Source organism: Allobosea sp. GW822-FHT03F07, assembly GCF_058801345.1.
Genome location: NZ_JBXAND010000001.1, coordinates 244,366 through 260,966, shown reverse-complemented (window position 1 = coordinate 260,966; position 16,601 = coordinate 244,366). Strand labels below are relative to the sequence as shown.

Here is a 16,601-nt window from a genome sequence, read left to right as displayed (position 1 = left end):
GCCCGGGCCGCCGGCTAGGCCGCGACCGCCCGCCGGCCCTTGGCCTTGTCCATGGCCCAGGAGAACACCGGCCAGAGCAAGGCGGCGAAGGTCATGGCCGCAAGCACGCTTGCAACGGGCCGGCTGAAGAAGGGCAGAATCGAACCGTCCGACTTGATCAGCGAGGTGACGAAGCTCTGCTCCACCATCGTACCCATCACGATGCCCAGCACCATCGCCGCGACGGGATAGCCGTTCTTCTCCATCACGAAGCCGATCAGGCCGAAGGCGGCGACGCAATAGACCGCGAACAGGTTGTTGCCGGCCGTAGCGAAGGCGCCGACCGCACAGAACACCATGATGACCGGCATTACCGCCGAGCGTGGCGCACCTACGACGCGGCTCGCCAGCCGGATCATGATGATACCGAGCGGGATCATGATGATGTTGCCGAGGATGAAGATGATGTAGAGCGCATACATGCTCGACGCCTGCTCCGTGAACAGCGTCGGGCCAGGGTTCAGCCCCTTCATGTAGAGCACGCCGATCGCGATCGCTGTGATCGTGTCGCCGGGAATGCCGAACAGTAGCGCCGGCACCCACCCTGAAGCGAGCGAGGCATTGTTGCTGGCCCCGGCCTCGATCAACCCCTCGGGATGGCCCGTGCCGAACTTCTCCGGCGTTTTCGAGAAGCGCTTCGCCATGGCGTAGCTGACCCAGGCCGCCATGTCGGCGCCGGCGCCCGGCAGCACGCCGATGATGATGCCGACGATATTCCCGCGCGCCTGCTGCTTGGGATATTTCTTGGTCAGCTCCCACTGGCCCTTGAGGATGCCGCCGAGCTGGCGGTGCTCGAGCTTCGGCGGCTCGTGCTCCGTCATCGCCCGCATCACCTCGGCCAGCGCGAAGACGCCGACCAGCGCCGGGATCACCTCGATGCCCCCCAGCAGATCGGTCGAGCCGAGGGTGAAGCGCGCCACGCCGCCGGGATTGTCGATGCCGATGCAGGTGATCAGCAACCCGAGCAGCATCGAAGCGATCGCCTTCATCGGCGAGGACCGCGCCACCAGCGTCGCGCACATCAGGCCGAGCATGGCGAGCCAGAAATTCTCATAGGTCGAGAAGGACAGCGCGAATTCGGCCAGCACCGGCGCCAGCACCATCAGCGAGAGCGTGCCCGCGATGCCGCCCAGCGCCGAGAACCACAGGCAGATGCCGAGCGCGGTTTCCGCCTGCCCCTTGCGGGTCATCGCATAGGCCTCGTCGGTATAGGCGGCCGAGGCGGGCGTGCCGGGAATGCGCAGCAGGCAGCCGGGAATGTCGCCGGAGAAGATCGCCATGGCGGATGCCGTGATGATCGTCGCCACCGCCGCGATCGGCGAGAGATAGAAGGTGACGGGCACGAGCAGTGCGGTCGCCATCGTGGCCGAGAGGCCCGGCAGAGAACCGACGACCAGCCCGTAGATGGCGGATGCGAAGATCGCGATCAGCACATCCGGTGCGAAGACGAGGCCGACGGCCTGGATGATGGTGTTCATCATGGCAGCATCACCAGGGGAAGGGCAGAAGGCCGCCCGGAAGCGGCACGCGCAGCAGTTTCAGGAAGATCAGGTTGATCACGAGCGGCGCGACGATCGCCATCGGGATCGCCAGCTTGGGCTTGGCGCCGAAGGCGAAGCTCGCCGCGCCGACCATGATCGCCGCCGTCGGCAGGAAGCCGAGCCGTTCCGAGGCCAGCGCGTAGAACAGCACCAGCGCCGGCGGCAGCAGCGCCAGCCAGTTGCGCCAGGCAGGTAAGGGTTCGAGCATCTCCGGCGCGGAATGGCTGGCGACTTCGGCCTCCGCCACCTCCTCGAAATGGCGCCCGATCCCGAAGATGATCAGCGCGCCGCAGATCACCAGCCCGGCCCCGACGACCATCGGGAAGGCGGAGGGACCCACCTGCTGGCCGGGGACCGGCGGCAGCTTCGAGCCGTAATAGAAGGCAACCGAGCCGAGCGCCGCGAGGACGCCGCCGGTCAAGCGGTCGGACAGTTGCATCAGCAACCCCATCATGTCGAAGGCCAGAGACGACGACGCCGGAGAGCCCGCGGCTCTCCGGCGTCGGTGAAACGCAGGCTTAGGCCTTGGCGAGGCCGGCCGCCTTCATCGCGGCCGCCATAGCCTTGTCACCCTCTTCCATGAACTTCGCGAAGCCCGGCCCGTCCGCGAACTTCATTCCGAAGCCACGTGCGTTCATGAAGTCCTGGTACTCCTTGGACTCGAAGGCCTTCTTCAGCGAGGCGGTGATCTTGGCCTGGATGTCCGCCGGCATGCCCTTGGGCCCGCCGATGCCGCGCCAGGCGCCGACGGAATAGTTGATGCCGAGCGTCTCGTTCAGCGTCGGCACGTCCTTGAACATCGGGTTGCGCGCATCGGCCATGATGGCCAGCGACTTCGCCTTGCCGGCATCGATCATGGCGCGTGCTTCCGGCACCGAGCAGGTGACGATGTCGACGCCGCCGGCCGCGAGATCCTGCATGCCCGGCGCCGCGCCGTTGGACGGAACCCAGGCGACATGGTCGGGCTTCAGGCCCATGGCAACGAGCCAGCCGATCAGCGCGAGATGCCAGATGCCGCCCTGGCCGGTGCCGGAAGCCTTCATCTTGCCGGGAGGAGCGGCCTTGATCGCCTCGGCCAGCGCCTTGATGTCCTTGTAGGGGCTCGACGTCGAGACCTGCACGCCCGGCGGGTCCTCGTTCATCAGGCCGAGCGCAGAATAGCTCGTCGATTTGAGCTCGGTCAGGCCCTGATGATGCATCATCGTGATCTCGACCGTCAGCATCCCGATCGTGTAGCCGTCGGGCGCAGCCGTCGCGATCGCCGAATGGCCGACCACGCCCGAGCCGCCGGTGCGGTTCACCACGTTGAAGGGCTGGCCGAGTTCCTTTTCCATGAGCTGGGCGACGATGCGCGCAGTCGCATCGGTGCCGCCGCCCGCACCCCAGGGGCAGATCACGGTGACAGGCCGTGCCGGCCACTGCGCCTGCGCGATCGCCGGTTTCGCGATCAGGCCGGCCGCGCCGATCGCGGCCGCTCCCGTGAGCACACCACGCCTGCTGATAATGTCGTTCATTGACGTTCCTCTCCCTAAATCGATTTAGTATCCGAGCGCTCCTCGTCATCGACGGGGCTCTCTTGCTTAGACGGTGCATCTGAGCCGATTGTCGCGGCAGAGACAACTGCTCTTTGGCCGATTTCTACAATCCGCAGACGATCGGCAGCACAGAGCGCGCAACCTTGTCGACGACCGCGCCGGTGCTGAGTTCGGGACCGGAAGCCGCCGCCTGCGATGTCAGCCCGGCCCGGGCCAGAAATCCCTGCAGGGCCACGCTGTCGGCCACCGCATAGGAGCGCTGCGGCGCGACGCCGGCGATCAGCACCTTGTCCGAGGGATTGCCGGTGACCAGCCCGGCGGGCCGCCCCTGCCGGTCGAACAAAGGGGCCCCGGCCTGCCCCGGCTGCAGCGGAGCGACGACGGCGATGCCGGCCCCGATCCGGACGCCCTGTCCGGGAAGGGCGACGGCCGCGCGCTTGCCGTTCTCGTCGCCGAAGGCGACCAGCACGAGGTTCTCGCGCTCGCCGGGCGCCTCCGTCCGCAGGGCTGCCGGCGCGAAGACTGGGCCTCCCTCGACATCGAGCAGGGCGAGCCCGTTCTCTGGCGATCCGCGCAGTTTGGCGGCGCGCCCGCTCACGCGCAGTGAGCGGCAGCCATCGACCGCCGTAGCCGCCGTGACCACGACGCGATCGGCGACCGCCAGTCCGACGCCATAGCGCTCCGTGACCCGCACCGGCACGACGGCCACGGCTGCGCCTGCGGGCGGCGGCGATGAGGCGGACGCCGCCGGCAGCGGCCCGGTCGGGAAAGGCTCGAAACTCGTCGCGATGGCGATGACCAACTTGTCGATCGTGCCCGATAGAGCCTTGTCGTAGCCAATCGAGAAACCGCGCAGCCCTGATGGCCCAGCCGCCAGCCGGCGATAGAACTTGCCGGTCGACGTCTCGCCGGTGACGACGAAGAAGTCCGGCCGCAGCAGCTTGTAGGTGATCTTCCGGCCCGGGTTGTTCGGGGTCGGCGCCGTCGCCTTCTCGAAAACGGCCTCCAGCGACTCGCCGAGCGGCGTGGCAGAGGTGTCGAGCGTGACCTTGCCGTCCTCGCTCTGCCAGCGGCTGCCCGTGGACGAGACATCCCGCTTCGGCAGGATCCTGGTTGGGATGCCGATGCGGGCCCCGGTCTTGTCGTCGGCGACGAGCCTGAAGCCCGCCGCATCCCGCGCCGCCTGCGCCGCCTGCGCCAGGGCGCGTCGCTCGGCCGGGTTCAGCATCCCGTCCGGGACACCCCGCGACGGAGCCTTCAGCGCGTTGATCGCCCGGAAGGTCAGCGGTCCATAGGAGCCGCTCGCCGCGCCGCTGAAATGGCCGGTCCAGATCAGGTCGGTCTGGATCGCCTTGCGCTCCGCTTCGGGCAGGCTCTCGAAGCTCGCCTGCGCCGCGGCAAGTTGAGGGTTGGGCGCACCCGTGGGCGCTTGGGATGGGGCCTGGGCCTGCGCGCCGGCGAGCGATGCGCCCAGCAAGGCGAGCGCCAGGGCCAAGGGTCGGACCTGCTCGGTTCGCGGGGGATACAGGAGGGCGCGCGGCATGGATCTCGTCCTCGAAGGCGGGCGGAGCGGCATGCATTGAGCGCCAGAACGGAGCGCGCCGCAACCGCCGGATGACCAAAGGTCGCGCAGCGAAACGATCGGCAATGGCGGCTCGACGGCGACCTTCATTCGCATGACTTGAACCCGCGCGGCGCGGTGATAGCCTGCCGGCCCGGTCTCGCGTCTCGCTGGACGTGACAGGGCTGAAGTCTTCGACACGGCACTGTCGACCAGACCGACACAGAGGAACGACGATGACCCTGCTCGCCCGTCTTGCTCTCCTCCTCGGTCTCACGCTGGCGGCCCATCCGGCCTTCGCCCAGAAGGCCTATATCCGCAACGATCTCGCCGCGGACGGGCAGCGGCTCGAGGAACGGCTGAAGCGCGAAGTCTCGGTTGGCGCGCGCCCGGCGGCTGACGCCATCCGCGCCGGCGAGGCGGCACTCGGGCGCGGCGATGCCCGCGCCGCCCTGCCCCAGGCCAACGCCGCCGTCGTCGCCGAGCCCGCCAATGCCGCCGGCTGGCGGTTGATGGCGCGCGCCGCCAATGCGATCGAACCCCGCGACTATCGCGAGCGCTGGGAGCTGCGCGAGCGCGCCATCAGCGCGGCCTACCTCGCCTATCAGCGCTCGGCCGGCCGCAATGACGAGGCGGCCTCGCTCGGCGTCCTCGCCCGCCTCTTCGAGAAGAACGAGCTCTGGCGCCCGGCGCTGACGACCTATCGTCTCAGCCTCGACCTCGTCGACAACGCCTCGCTGCGCACCGCCTATGAGGGGCTGCGCGCCCAGCGCGGCTTCCGCCTGACCGGCAACAAGGTCGATGCCGACGCCGCCAGCCCGCGCGCGTGCTTCGAATTTTCCGAGCCGCTGGCGCGGGGTCGCGTCGATTTCGCACCTTACGTTGCGATCTCAGGTGGCAGGGGCGATTTCGCCGTGTCGGCCGAAGACAGGCAGATCTGCGTCGACGGTCTGCGCCATGGCGAGCGCTACGCCTTCGTCATCCGCCAGGGCGTGCCCTCGGCGATCCCCGACGAGAAGCTGCTGAAATCCGCCGATTACGAGGTCTATGTCCGCGACCGTACCCCTTCCGTGCGCTTCACCGGCAAGAACTACGTCCTGCCGCGCACCGGCCAGCAGGGCGTTCCGGTCGTCTCGGTCAACACCGACCGGCTCGACCTCGAGGTCATGCGCATCGGCGACCGCAACCTGATCAACTCGGTCCATTCCGACGACTTCCTCGGCCAGCTCGGCTCCTATTCGGCGAGCCAGATCGCCAGCGACAAGGGCCAGAGCGTCTGGACAGGCTCGATGGACGTCAAGTCCGAACTCAACAAGGACGTCGTCACCGCCTTCCCGGTGATCGAGGCCGTCGGGGCGCTCAAGCCCGGCATTTATGTGATGTTCGCCAAGCCGAGCGGCGGCCAGGCACAGCAGGTCTCGGATGGCGACAGCTACGATGACGGCTCGACGCGCGCGACGCAATGGTTCGTCGTCTCCGATCTCGGCCTGACCTCCTTCTCCGGCCCCGACGGCGTGCATGTGCTGGTGCGCTCGCTCGCCAATGCCGCCCCCGTCGCCAATGCAGAATTGCGGCTGATCGCCCGCAACAACGAGGTCCTGGCGACGCTGCGCTCCGACGCCAATGGCTATGCCCGCTTCGATGCCGGCCTCGCGAAAGGCCAGGGCGGCAACGCGCCCGGCATCGTCACGGCGGGTCTCGGAGAGGATTATGGCTTCCTCGACCTGAAGCAGACGGCGTTCGATCTGTCTGATCGCGGCGTCAAGGGCCGCGTCGCCCCTGCCGGGCTCGACGCCTTCCTCTACACCGAGCGCGGCGTCTACCGCTCCGGCGAGACCGTCTATCTGACCAGCCTTTTGCGCGATGCGCGCGGCGCGGCCGTGACCGGCCTGCCGCTGACGCTCGTCGTCAAGCGACCCGATGGCGTCGAGTACCGCCGCCGCCAGGTCGAGGACCAGGGCGCCGGCGGCCGCGCCTATTCGATCCCGCTGCTCTCGGGAGCGGCGACCGGCACCTGGCGTGTTCAGGCCTATGCTGATCCGAAAGGTCCGGCGATCGGCGAAGTCTCCTTCCTCGTCGAGGACTACGTTCCCGAAAGGCTGGAGCTGACGCTGGCGCCCAAGGCGCCGGTGCTTCAGGCGGGCGAGCCGGCGCAGATCGACGTGACCGCCCGCTATCTCTACGGCGCACCGGGCTCAGGCCTCGACGTCACCGGCTCGATGACGATCCGCGCTGCCGCGCAATCCGCCATTCCGGGCTTCGCCGGCTATCAGGTCGGCCTGACCGACGAGGCCTTCGAGTCCGTCCAATCCGAATTCGAGGACAGCACGACGACGGACGCTGCCGGCAAGGTCACGGTGACCAACCCCGTCGCCCAGCCGGAAACGAACCGGCCGCTCGAGGCGGAGTTCACCATCCGCGTCGGCGAGCCCGGCGGGCGCGCTATCGCCCGCTCCGTGACCCTGCCGATCGTGCCCAAGGGCGCGGCCATCGGCGTCCGCAAGGCGTTCAAGGACGGCGAAATCGGCAACGGCCAGACCGCGACCTTCGACGTCATCATGGCCAATGGCGATGGCCGACGCCTCGCGCGTCCGGGCGTCAAATGGACACTGTCCAAGGTCACCCGCAACTATCAATGGTTCTTCCAGGACGGCCGCTGGAACTTCGAGGGCGTGAAGTCGACCCGCCGCGTCGCCGATGGCGAGGTCACGGTCACGGAAGGCGCTGCCACCCGCATCGCAACGCCCGTGCAGTGGGGCAATTACCGCCTCGACGTCACCGCCGACGGCCCCGATTCCACCGAAACCTCGGTCTCCTTCAGCGTCGGCTACGAGGCGGACAAAACGGCTGACACGCCCGATGTGCTCGATGTCGCCCTCGACAAACCATCCTACGCTGATGGCGAGAGCCTGCAGGTCCGTCTCGCGCCGCGCTTCGCCGGCAAGGCGACGCTCGCGGTTGTCACCGACCGTGTCGCGGACATCCGCACCATCGACGTCGCGCCGGGCGGCACCACGACCAGCATCCCGGTCAAGGCGGAATGGGGCGCCAGCGCCTATCTCGTCGTCCTCGCCCACCGGCCGATGGATGTCGCCGCCCAGCGCCTGCCCGGCCGCGCCATCGGCCTGTCCTGGTTCCAGATCGGCAAGGAGACCCGCACGCTTTCGCTCGATCTCGGCGCGCCCAATCTGGTGCGGCCGCTCTCGACGCTGTCGCTGCCCGTGAGGGTAACCGGCGCCCGCGCCGGCGAGGAGGCCTTCGTGACGGTCGCGGCCGTCGATGTCGGCATTCTCAACCTCACCCGCTTCGAGAGCCCCGACCCGAGCAGGTTCTTCTTCGGCCAGCGCCAGATCGGCCATGAGCTGCGCGATCTCTACGGCTATCTGATCGACGGCATGCAGGGCACGCGCGGGGCGATCCGCACCGGCGGCGACGCCGCACCCGCACTCGAAGGCGAGAAGCCGACGCAGGAGCCGGTCGCGCGCTATTCCGGCGTGGTCAAGGTCGGCCCCGACGGCATCGCCAAGATCGATTTCGAGCTGCCGGCCTTCAACGGCTCGCTGCGCGTGATGGCGGTCGCCTGGTCGGCCGGGCGCACCGGCCAGGCCAGCACCGAGGTCATCGTCCGCGATCAGGTCGTGGCGCAGGCGACGCTGCCGCGCTTCCTCGCCATCGGCGACCAGTCGCGCTTCCATCTCCAGATCGACAATGTCGAGGGACCTGCCGGTCCTTACGTCGTCGATCTCGACGTGCGCGGGCCGGTGCTGGTCGCGGCCGATGCGACCCGCCGGACGATCCAGCTCGCGGCCGGCGCCAAGGCGCAGATGACGATCCCCGTCACCGCGGCGGGCCTCGGCCGCGCCGAGTTCGATGTCCGCATCACCGGGCCGGGTGGCGTCGGCACGGTGCAGAACCTCGCGGTTCGGGTGCAGCCCTCGGCCGCGACGATCGCGCGCCGCATCGTGCGCCCGATCCCCGGCAATGGCGGCGCGATCACGGTCTCCTCCGACCTCATGGCCGATCTCGTGCCTAATTCCGGCCAGGTCTCCGTCTCGGTCTCGCCGCTCGCCTCGCTCGACGTGCCGGCGTTGCTGAAGGCACTCGATCGCTACCCCTATGGCTGCACCGAGCAGACGGTGAGCCGTGCCCTGCCGCTGCTCCACGTCAACCGGCTGGCCTCGATGGAGCATCTGGCGCTCGACGCCAATGCCGATGAGCGCGTCCAGAACGCGATCGAGCGCGTGCTGGCGCGGCAGGGCGCGAACGGCTCCTTCGGGCTGTGGAGCGTCGGCGGCGACGATCTCTGGCTCGACGCCTTCACCACCGACTTCCTGACGCGGGCCCGCGAGCGCCAGTTCGCCGTGCCACAGATCGCCTTCAACCTCGCTCTCGACCGGCTGCGCAACCAGGTCGTCAACACCGGCGAGATCGTCAAGGAGGAGGCAGCCGGCATCGCCTATGCGCTCTATGTGCTGGCCCGCAACGGCCGGCCGGTGATGGGCGATCTGCGCTATCTCGCCGACAACAAGCTCGCCGATTTCGGCACGCCGCTGGCCCGCGCCCAGATCGGCGCGGCGCTTTCGGCACTCGGCGATCGCGGCCGCGGCCGCGCCGCCTTCGGCAGCGCGCTCGCCGGCCTGCAGGAACGCGGCGACGACAGCCTGTCGCGACCCGATTACGGCTCGCGCCTGCGTGATGGCGCTGCCGTCCTGGCTCTGATCGCAGAGTCTTCCGGCGAGCGCGCCGACATCAGCCGCGCCGCCGCCGTGCTCGACAGCGCCCGCAGCAGCGCACGCTACACCTCGACGCAGGAGCAGATGTGGATGGTGCTGGCGGCGCAGGCCATGGCGAAAGACGCCGAGGGCATGACGCTGACCGTCGACGGCGCCGAGCGCAAGGGTGCGCTCTACCGCACGATCTCCGCCGAGGCGCTGGAAGCAAAACCGCTGACCGTCGCCAACCCCGGCGCCGCCACCGCCCAGGCCGTCATCACCGTCTCCGGCATTCCCACCGGCGCCGAGCCGGCGCTGAACCAGGGCTTCGGGCTGGAGCGCGTCATCTACACCATGAAGGGCGAGCGGGCCGATCCCGCGCGCTTGCGCCAGAACGAACGCTATGTCGTCGCGCTGACGGTGACGGAGCCGGCGAGCCGCTATGGCCGGCTGCTGCTGGTCGACCCCGTCCCCGCCGGGCTCGAGATCGAGAACGCCAACCTGACCGAGGGCGCCTCGGTCGCGGGCCTCGACTGGCTGAAGCAGGAGGTCTTCCCGGTTCACACCGAGGCGCGCGACGACCGCTATGTCGCGGCCTTCGAACGCCCGGTCGGCACGACAAACAAGCTCGTCTACACCGTCGCCTATATCGCGCGCGCGGTCTCGCCCGGTCGCTATGTCGCCCCCGCCGCCGTGATCGAGGACATGTACCGGCCCGACCGTTTCGGGCGGACGGCCTTCGGCACGGTGGATATCGCCTCGGCGCGGTGAGGCGAGCTGTGATCTCGCACGATTCCGGCACGGGCTCCTCCCCTCCCCCTCGTGGGGAGGGGTTCGCGCACCGCCGCTATCGCAAGCTGAAGATTGCCGCGGCATCATGTGCTTTGCTTGCGACCGCCGCCGCAGCCGCGCTTGCCCTCTACGCCCACTCCCTCCCCCCGCTCGACCTCGCCGCAGCCACCGACCGTTCGACCGTCGTGCTCGACCGCGAGGGCAGGCTGCTGCGCCCGTTCCTCACCGCCGATGGCCGCTGGAAGCTGCCGGTTAGCGTCGATGATGTCGATCCGCGCTATCTCGCCATGCTCAAGGCCTTCGAGGACAAGCGCTTCGACAGCCATCCCGGCATTGACCCGTTCGGCCTCGCCCGCGCCGCCGGCCAGATGATGCTGAACGGCCGCATCGTCTCCGGCGGCTCGACCCTGACCATGCAGGTGGCGCGGCTGCTGGAGCCGCGCGAGGAACGCACCCTCTCCGCCAAGATCCGGCAGATCGTGCGCGCCACCGAGTTGGAGCGCCGCTTCAGCAAGGCGCAGATCCTCGATCTCTATCTCACCCTGGCCCCTTTCGGCGGCAATCTCGAAGGTGTGCGGGCCGCGAGCTTCGCCTGGTTCGGCAAGGAGCCGAAGCGGCTTTCGACCGCAGAGGCCGCCCTGCTCGTCGCCCTGCCGCAATCGCCTGAGACGCGGCGGCCAGACCGCTATGCCGATGCCGCGCGCAAGGCGCGCGACCGCGTGCTCACCCGCGTCGAGAAGGCCGGCCTCGCCACGGCGTCCGAGGTTGCGGCTGCGCGCGAGGAGCCGCTGCCGACCGCCCGCAAGCCCTTCCCCAACCTAGCGCCACATGTCGCCGAGCAGGTCGTGGCCGAGGCGCCCGCCGCGCGCAGCCATCGCCTGAGCCTCGATGCCCGCCTCCAGGCCGGGCTCGAGGGCCTCGCCCGCGAGCGCAGCCTCGGCCTCGCTCCGCAGGTCTCGATCGCCATCCTCGCGGTAGACAACGAGACCGGCGAGGTGCGCGCTTCTGTCGGCGGCGTCGACTACTTCGCCGCGGAACGCGCCGGCTCGCTCGACCTGACGCGGGCCCTGCGCTCGCCGGGCTCGGCGCTTAAGCCCTTCATCTATGCGCTCGCCTTCGACAACGGCATCGCCCATCCCGAGACGATGCTGGAAGACCGGCCGGCGCGCTACGGCATCTACGTCCCCGAGAATTTCGACATGACCTTTCAGGGCATGGTCTCGGCCCGAAAGGCACTCCAGCTCTCGCTCAACGTGCCGGCCGTCGAACTGCTCTCAGCGCTCGGCCCACAACGTTTCCTGTCGCGCCTGCGCGATGCCGGCGTCGCCGTAGCGATGCCCAAGGAAGGCGGCCCGCCCGGCCTCGCGGTCGGCCTCGGCGGGCTCGGCATCACGCTGCAGGACCTAACGCGGCTCCATGTCGGGCTCGCGCGCGGCGGCGAGGTGCCGGAGCTACGAGTCAGGGCTGAGGCCGGACGCCCGAGCCTTGCATCGCCGCGCCTCGTCGAGCCGGTCGCCGCCTGGTATGTCGCCGACACGCTGCTCGGCGCGCCGCCGCCGCTCAACGCCGTGCCCGGTCGTATCGCGTATAAGACCGGTACCTCCTATGGCTATCGCGACGCCTGGGCGGTCGGTTTCGACCGCCGGCATACGATCGGCGTCTGGGTCGGGCGGGCCGACAACGGCGCCGTGCCCGGTCTCGTCGGCCGCACCGTCGCGGCGCCGATCCTGTTCGACGCCTTCGCCCGACTCGGCATCGATCCGCGCCCCTTCCCGCAGCCGCCCGACAGCATCGTCGCGACCAGCACGCATCTGCCGCCGCCGCTGCGCCATCTGCGCCAGGACGTGCCCAAGACGGTAGCGGCCATGGCGACCCCGACGCTCAAGCTCGCCTTCCCCCCCGAAGGCGCACGGATCGACCTCGCCGCCTCGGCCAACGACGGCCGGGCCCAGCTCAACCTCAAGGCTGCGGGCGGTGCCCCGCCCTATACCTGGCTCGTCGATGGCGCGCCGGTACTCAGCCCGACCCGGCGACGCGAAGCCGTCTGGCAGCCACCGGGCAAGGGCTTCATGCGGATTTCGGTCATCGACGGCACCGGCGCGAGCGAAAGCGTTTCGGTCAGGCTGCAATAGCCTTTCCCGTCATTGCGAGCGGGATTATTCCGCCGGCTGCGGATGCGCGGCCGACGCTTCGGCATGAGCCGTCCCGCGACTGCCATGCTTGCTCCGCGCCAGATAGGAATAGGCGACCGGCACGACATAGAGCGTCAGCAACGTGCCGAAGGTCATGCCACCGACGATGACCCAGCCGATCTGCGAGCGGCTCTCGGCCCCGGCGCCATGGGCGAGCGCCAGCGGCACTGCGCCCAGCACCATCGCGCCCGTGGTCATCAGGATCGGCCGCAGGCGAAGCTCGGCCGCCTCGACCAGCGCCTCGATCATCTCCTTGCCCTCTTCCCGAAGCTGGTTAGTGAACTCCAGGATCAAGATGCCGTGCTTGGTGATGAGACCGACGAGCGTGATCAGGCCGATCTGACTGTAGACGTTCATCGTCCCGCCGGTGAAGTAGAGCGCGGCCAGTGCGCCCGTCAGGGACAGCGGCACCGAGACCATGATCACCACGGGGTCGATGAAGCTCTCGAACTGCGCCGCGAGCACGAGGTAGATGAAGCCGAGCGCCAGCAGGAAGACGATCGCGATCGAGGCGCCCGACTGCTTGAACTCGCGGCTCTGTCCGGAATAGTCGATCTGCACCGTCTTCGGCAGCACCTTGGCCGCGGCCTGCTCCAGAACGTTCAGCGCGTCGCCGAGCGAATAGCCCGGCGAGGGAATGGCGGTGATCGTCGCCGAGCGAAGCTGGTTGAAGCGGATCAGCTCCTTCGGCGCGACCGTCTCCTCGATCTTGACGACGCTGGAGAGCTGCACGACGGCGCCGCTGCGCCCCATCAGATAGATCGACTGCAGGGCCTGCGGCGTATTGCGGTCCTCGCCGCCGACCTGGATGACGACGTCGTATTGCTCGCCATTCATGTTGAAGCGCGTGACCTGGCGGCCGCCGAGCAGTGTCTCCATGGTCCTACCGATGACGTCGACGCCGACGCCGAGATCGGCGGCGCGCTGCCGGTCGATCGAAACCTTGATCTGCGGCTTGTCGAGGATGAGGTTGGATTCGAGATTGGTCAGCACCGGCGAACCGGCGACCTCCGCCAGCACTGCGTCGACATAGCCCTTGATCTGCTCATAGGGCTCGGAGGAGCGCAGCACGAACTCAACCGGCTTGCTGTTGGCGCCACCCTGCCCGAGCGAGGGCGGATTGTTCGCGAACAACCTGATGCCGGGCACCTGCGACAGGTTGCGGCTGATGTCCGCCACCATCGCCTGTTGCTTGGTCGAGCGCTCCTCCCAAGGCTTCAGCCGGGCGAAGGCGATGGCGCGCGTCACGTCCGGAAAGCCGACGATCACGAGATTGGTGTCGACATCCGGATACTGCCTGAAGAATTCCTCCGCCCGCCGCGCATATTCCGCGGTGAAGGCCATCGTCGAGCCTTCCGGGGCGACGCCGATGACGGTGAAACTGCCGCGATCCTCGACCGGCGCCAGTTCAGAGCGCAGATTCGTGAAGAAGAAATAACTCCCGCCCGCGACGCAGAGCGCGAACAGCACGATCAGCGGGCGCACGGACAGCGCGCCCCGCAGCGAGGCCTTGTAGCCACGCGACATCGCGTTGAAGCCGCCTTCCAGCAGATTGTACAGCCAGCCATGCGAATGATCGTGCTTGAGCAGCTTGGCGCACATCATCGGCGTCAGCGTCAGCGCGACAAAGCCTGAAACCAGCACCGCGCCGGCGAGCGTGAGCGCGAACTCGACGAACAGCTTGCCCGTGCGGCCGGTCGAGAACGCCATCGGCGCGTAGACCGCGACGAGCGTCAGCGTCATCGCGATGACGGCGAAAGCGATCTCGTTGATGCCCTTGATGGCCGCCGCATTGGGCTCCATGCCGTCCTCGATATGCCGATGGACGTTCTCGAGCACGACGATGGCGTCGTCGACGACGAGGCCGATCGCCAGCACCATCGAGAGCAGCGTCAGCGTGTTCACGGTGAAGCCGAGCGCATACATCAGCGCGAAGGAGCCCACGAGCGAGACCGGGATCGTGACGAGCGGGATCAGGGTCGCGCGCACCGAGCGCAGGAAGATGAAGATGATCAGGACGACGAGCACCACCGCCTCGAGCACGGTGCTGTAGACGGCCTTGATCGAGCGGTCGATGAACACCGAGGTGTCGTAGGACGTCGCGATGGTCATGCCATCGGGAAGGTCCTCGATGATTTCGGGCAGGGCCGCGCGTACGCCGGCGGAGACGTCGAGCGGGTTGGCCGTCGCCTGCTTCACGATGCCGATCGTCACCGACGGCTTGCCCGAGAACCAGGCGGCGTTGCGCTCTGCGAGCGCACCGAGCTCGACACGGGCGATGTCGCGCAGCTTGATCGGGAAGCCGCTCGCGTCCTTGACGACGATCTGCTGGAACTGCTCGGGCGTCGTCAGCCCGGTTTGCGAGAGAACGGTGAATTCGCGGTTGTTGCTCTCGATGCGGCCGGACGGAATTTCGACGTTCTGGGCGCGGACCGCCGCCTCGATCTCCTGAACAGTGATGTTGTAGGCCGACATCCGGGCGCGATCGAGCCAGATGCGCATCGCGTAGCGGCGCTCGCCGCGGATCTGCACCTCGGCGACGCCGGTGATGTTCTGCACGCGGTCGGTGATGAAGCGGTCGGCGAAATCGGTCAGTTCGAGTGGATTGTGCCGGGAGCTGACCAGCGACAGGAACAGGATCGGCTGGGCGTCGGCCTCGACCTTGGCGATGATCGGCTCGTCGATCTCGGTCGGCATGCGGCCGCGCACGCGGCTGACGCGGTCACGCACGTCGGATGCGGCGACGTCGGGATCGACGTCCGGCCGGAAGCGCACGGAAATGTTGCTCTGCTCCTGGCGGCTGGTCGAGGAGATGATCTCGATGCCTTCGATGCCGGCGATCGAGTTCTCCAGGATCTGCGTCACCTGCGTCTCGATGATCTCCGCACTCGCGCCTGTATAGACGGTGCGGACCGAGACGATCGGCTCGTCGATGTTCGGATATTCGCGCACCGTCAGGCGGGTATAGGACACCGCGCCGATCAGCAGGACGAGCAGGCTCAGCACCGTCGAGAGGACGGGGCGGCGGACGAAGAGTTCGAACAGGCTCATTGCTGGGCGCTCGGCGAGGAGCCGGGCAGCGCGCTCGTCTGTACCGGGGGCTGGGCATTCTTGATCGAGACGGTCGAGCCCTCGCGCAGGCGCATCTGGCCGGAGCTGACGACCAGCATCTGCGGCGTCAGCCCCTTCACGATCTCGACCTTGCCCGGCAGGCGCTTGCCCAGCTCGACCTGAACGCGCTTCGCCTTGCCGTTGTCGACGATGTAGACGATCTTGCCGACGCCATCCGGCACGACCGCCGATTCAGGAACGAGCATCGCGTTCTCGCGCCGGTCGACGACGATGGTGATGCGGGCGAACAAGCCCGGCTTCAACACGAGATCGCCATTGGGTACGGTCGCCCTGAGCTTGATCGCGCGGCCATTGACGTCGACCACCGGATCGACGGCGAAGATCCGTCCCTGGAACTCGCGCCCCGGCACCGCATCGACCTTGAGGCTGATGGTCTGGCCCAGCTTGACCTGCGCCAGGAAGATCTCCGGCACGCGGAAATCGACCTTGATCGGGTCGATATTGGTCAGGGTGATCAATTGCTTGCCGACAGCGACGAAGTCACCGACGCTGACCGAGCGCAATCCTACCACGCCGCTGAACGGCGCCATGATCGCCGATTGCGCGAGCTTTGCCTGCGACAACTGTACCCGAGCTTCCGCAGCCGCGAGCTTCGCCGTCGCCTCGTCATAGGCCACCTGGGTTCCGACGCCGCGCTGGTTCAGCGAGCGATTGCGCTCGAAGGTGTCGCGGGCGAGGCCGAGATCGGCCTGCAACTGCTTGAGTTCGGCATCGAGGATCGCCGTGTCCAGCTTGACCAGAAGCTGTCCCTTCTCGACGCGCTCGCCTTCCTTGAAGCCGAGCGCTATCACGCGGCCGGCGATTTCGGGAGCGATCACGACCGACTCGTCAGCGGCCAGGGTGCCGAGCGCCTCGACCTCCTCGTTGACCGTCGCCCGCTCGATCTTGGCGACCTCGACAGGGACACCTGCGGCACGTGCGGCCGGGGCCGCGGCCTGCGCGGGTGCGCTGCCCTGCTTGAAGTGGCGATAACCGTAATAGCCACCGCCGGCTAGGCCGATGATCAGGAGCAGGTAGACAAGCCGCTTCATAGAACTGGACGCTCCGGTGTTGCGCGTTTATCTTAGACTGGACGGTCCAGTTTGATAAGGGGCCCG

Annotated in this window: 8 protein-coding genes; 2 read left to right on the top strand and 6 right to left on the bottom strand. The window is 68.2% G+C overall.

From position 1 onward, the window contains the following. Positions 1-14 precede the first annotated feature (14 nt). From AC1RMY_RS01275 to AC1RMY_RS01260, 4 genes are all read right to left on the bottom strand, one after another. Positions 15-1,520 carry a tripartite tricarboxylate transporter permease gene (locus AC1RMY_RS01275; RefSeq protein ID WP_492862127.1) on the bottom strand — a complete coding sequence of 502 codons (1,506 nt, stop codon included), beginning with the start codon at positions 1,518-1,520 and terminating at the stop codon, positions 15-17. A 7-nt stretch (positions 1,521-1,527) separates the two neighbouring features. Next, positions 1,528-2,019 carry a tripartite tricarboxylate transporter TctB family protein gene (locus AC1RMY_RS01270; protein ID WP_492862126.1) on the bottom strand — a complete coding sequence of 164 codons (492 nt, stop codon included), beginning with the start codon at positions 2,017-2,019 and terminating at the stop codon, positions 1,528-1,530. Positions 2,020-2,098: 79 nt separating this feature from the next. Next, on the bottom strand, positions 2,099-3,094 hold the full coding sequence (locus AC1RMY_RS01265; RefSeq protein WP_492862125.1) for a tripartite tricarboxylate transporter substrate binding protein: 996 nt from the start codon (positions 3,092-3,094) through the stop codon (positions 2,099-2,101). Between the two features lie 124 nt (positions 3,095-3,218). After that, positions 3,219-4,658 (bottom strand): trypsin-like peptidase domain-containing protein, encoded by a 1,440-nt coding sequence (locus AC1RMY_RS01260; protein ID WP_492862124.1) that lies wholly within the window; start codon positions 4,656-4,658, stop codon positions 3,219-3,221. 254 nt (positions 4,659-4,912) lie between these two features. Between AC1RMY_RS01260 and AC1RMY_RS01255 the strand changes: the two genes are divergently transcribed. Both AC1RMY_RS01255 and pbpC read left to right on the top strand, forming a co-directional pair. Continuing rightward, positions 4,913-10,159: an alpha-2-macroglobulin family protein gene (locus AC1RMY_RS01255; protein ID WP_492862123.1), complete on the top strand. Its 5,247-nt coding sequence runs from the start codon at positions 4,913-4,915 to the stop codon at positions 10,157-10,159. 113 nt (positions 10,160-10,272) lie between these two features. Further along, on the top strand, positions 10,273-12,312 hold the full coding sequence (gene pbpC, locus AC1RMY_RS01250) for a penicillin-binding protein 1C (RefSeq protein ID WP_492862122.1): 2,040 nt from the start codon (positions 10,273-10,275) through the stop codon (positions 12,310-12,312). Positions 12,313-12,336: 24 nt separating this feature from the next. Here pbpC and AC1RMY_RS01245 read toward each other — a convergent pair whose 3' ends face one another. Both AC1RMY_RS01245 and AC1RMY_RS01240 read right to left on the bottom strand, forming a co-directional pair. Further along, positions 12,337-15,423: an efflux RND transporter permease subunit gene (locus tag AC1RMY_RS01245; RefSeq protein ID WP_492862121.1), complete on the bottom strand. Its 3,087-nt coding sequence runs from the start codon at positions 15,421-15,423 to the stop codon at positions 12,337-12,339. Beyond that, positions 15,420-16,535, bottom strand: a complete 1,116-nt coding sequence (locus AC1RMY_RS01240) for an efflux RND transporter periplasmic adaptor subunit (RefSeq protein ID WP_492862120.1) — start codon at positions 16,533-16,535, stop codon at positions 15,420-15,422. Before AC1RMY_RS01240 ends, AC1RMY_RS01245 begins: the two co-directional genes overlap by 4 nt. Positions 16,536-16,601: the final 66 nt, after the last annotated feature.

Excerpts from the sequence above, each read along its gene's own strand:
- AC1RMY_RS01275 (WP_492862127.1), bottom strand. The coding sequence starts at position 1,520 with ATGATGAACACCATCATCCAGGCCGTCGGCCTCGTCTTCGCACCGGAT.
- AC1RMY_RS01240 (WP_492862120.1), bottom strand. The coding sequence starts at position 16,535 with ATGAAGCGGCTTGTCTACCTGCTCCTGATCATCGGCCTAGCCGGCGGT.
- AC1RMY_RS01265 (WP_492862125.1), bottom strand. The coding sequence starts at position 3,094 with ATGAACGACATTATCAGCAGGCGTGGTGTGCTCACGGGAGCGGCCGCG.
- AC1RMY_RS01245 (WP_492862121.1), bottom strand. The coding sequence starts at position 15,423 with ATGAGCCTGTTCGAACTCTTCGTCCGCCGCCCCGTCCTCTCGACGGTG.
- AC1RMY_RS01260 (WP_492862124.1), bottom strand. The coding sequence starts at position 4,658 with ATGCCGCGCGCCCTCCTGTATCCCCCGCGAACCGAGCAGGTCCGACCC.
- AC1RMY_RS01255 (WP_492862123.1), top strand. The coding sequence starts at position 4,913 with ATGACCCTGCTCGCCCGTCTTGCTCTCCTCCTCGGTCTCACGCTGGCG.
- AC1RMY_RS01270 (WP_492862126.1), bottom strand. The coding sequence starts at position 2,019 with ATGCAACTGTCCGACCGCTTGACCGGCGGCGTCCTCGCGGCGCTCGGC.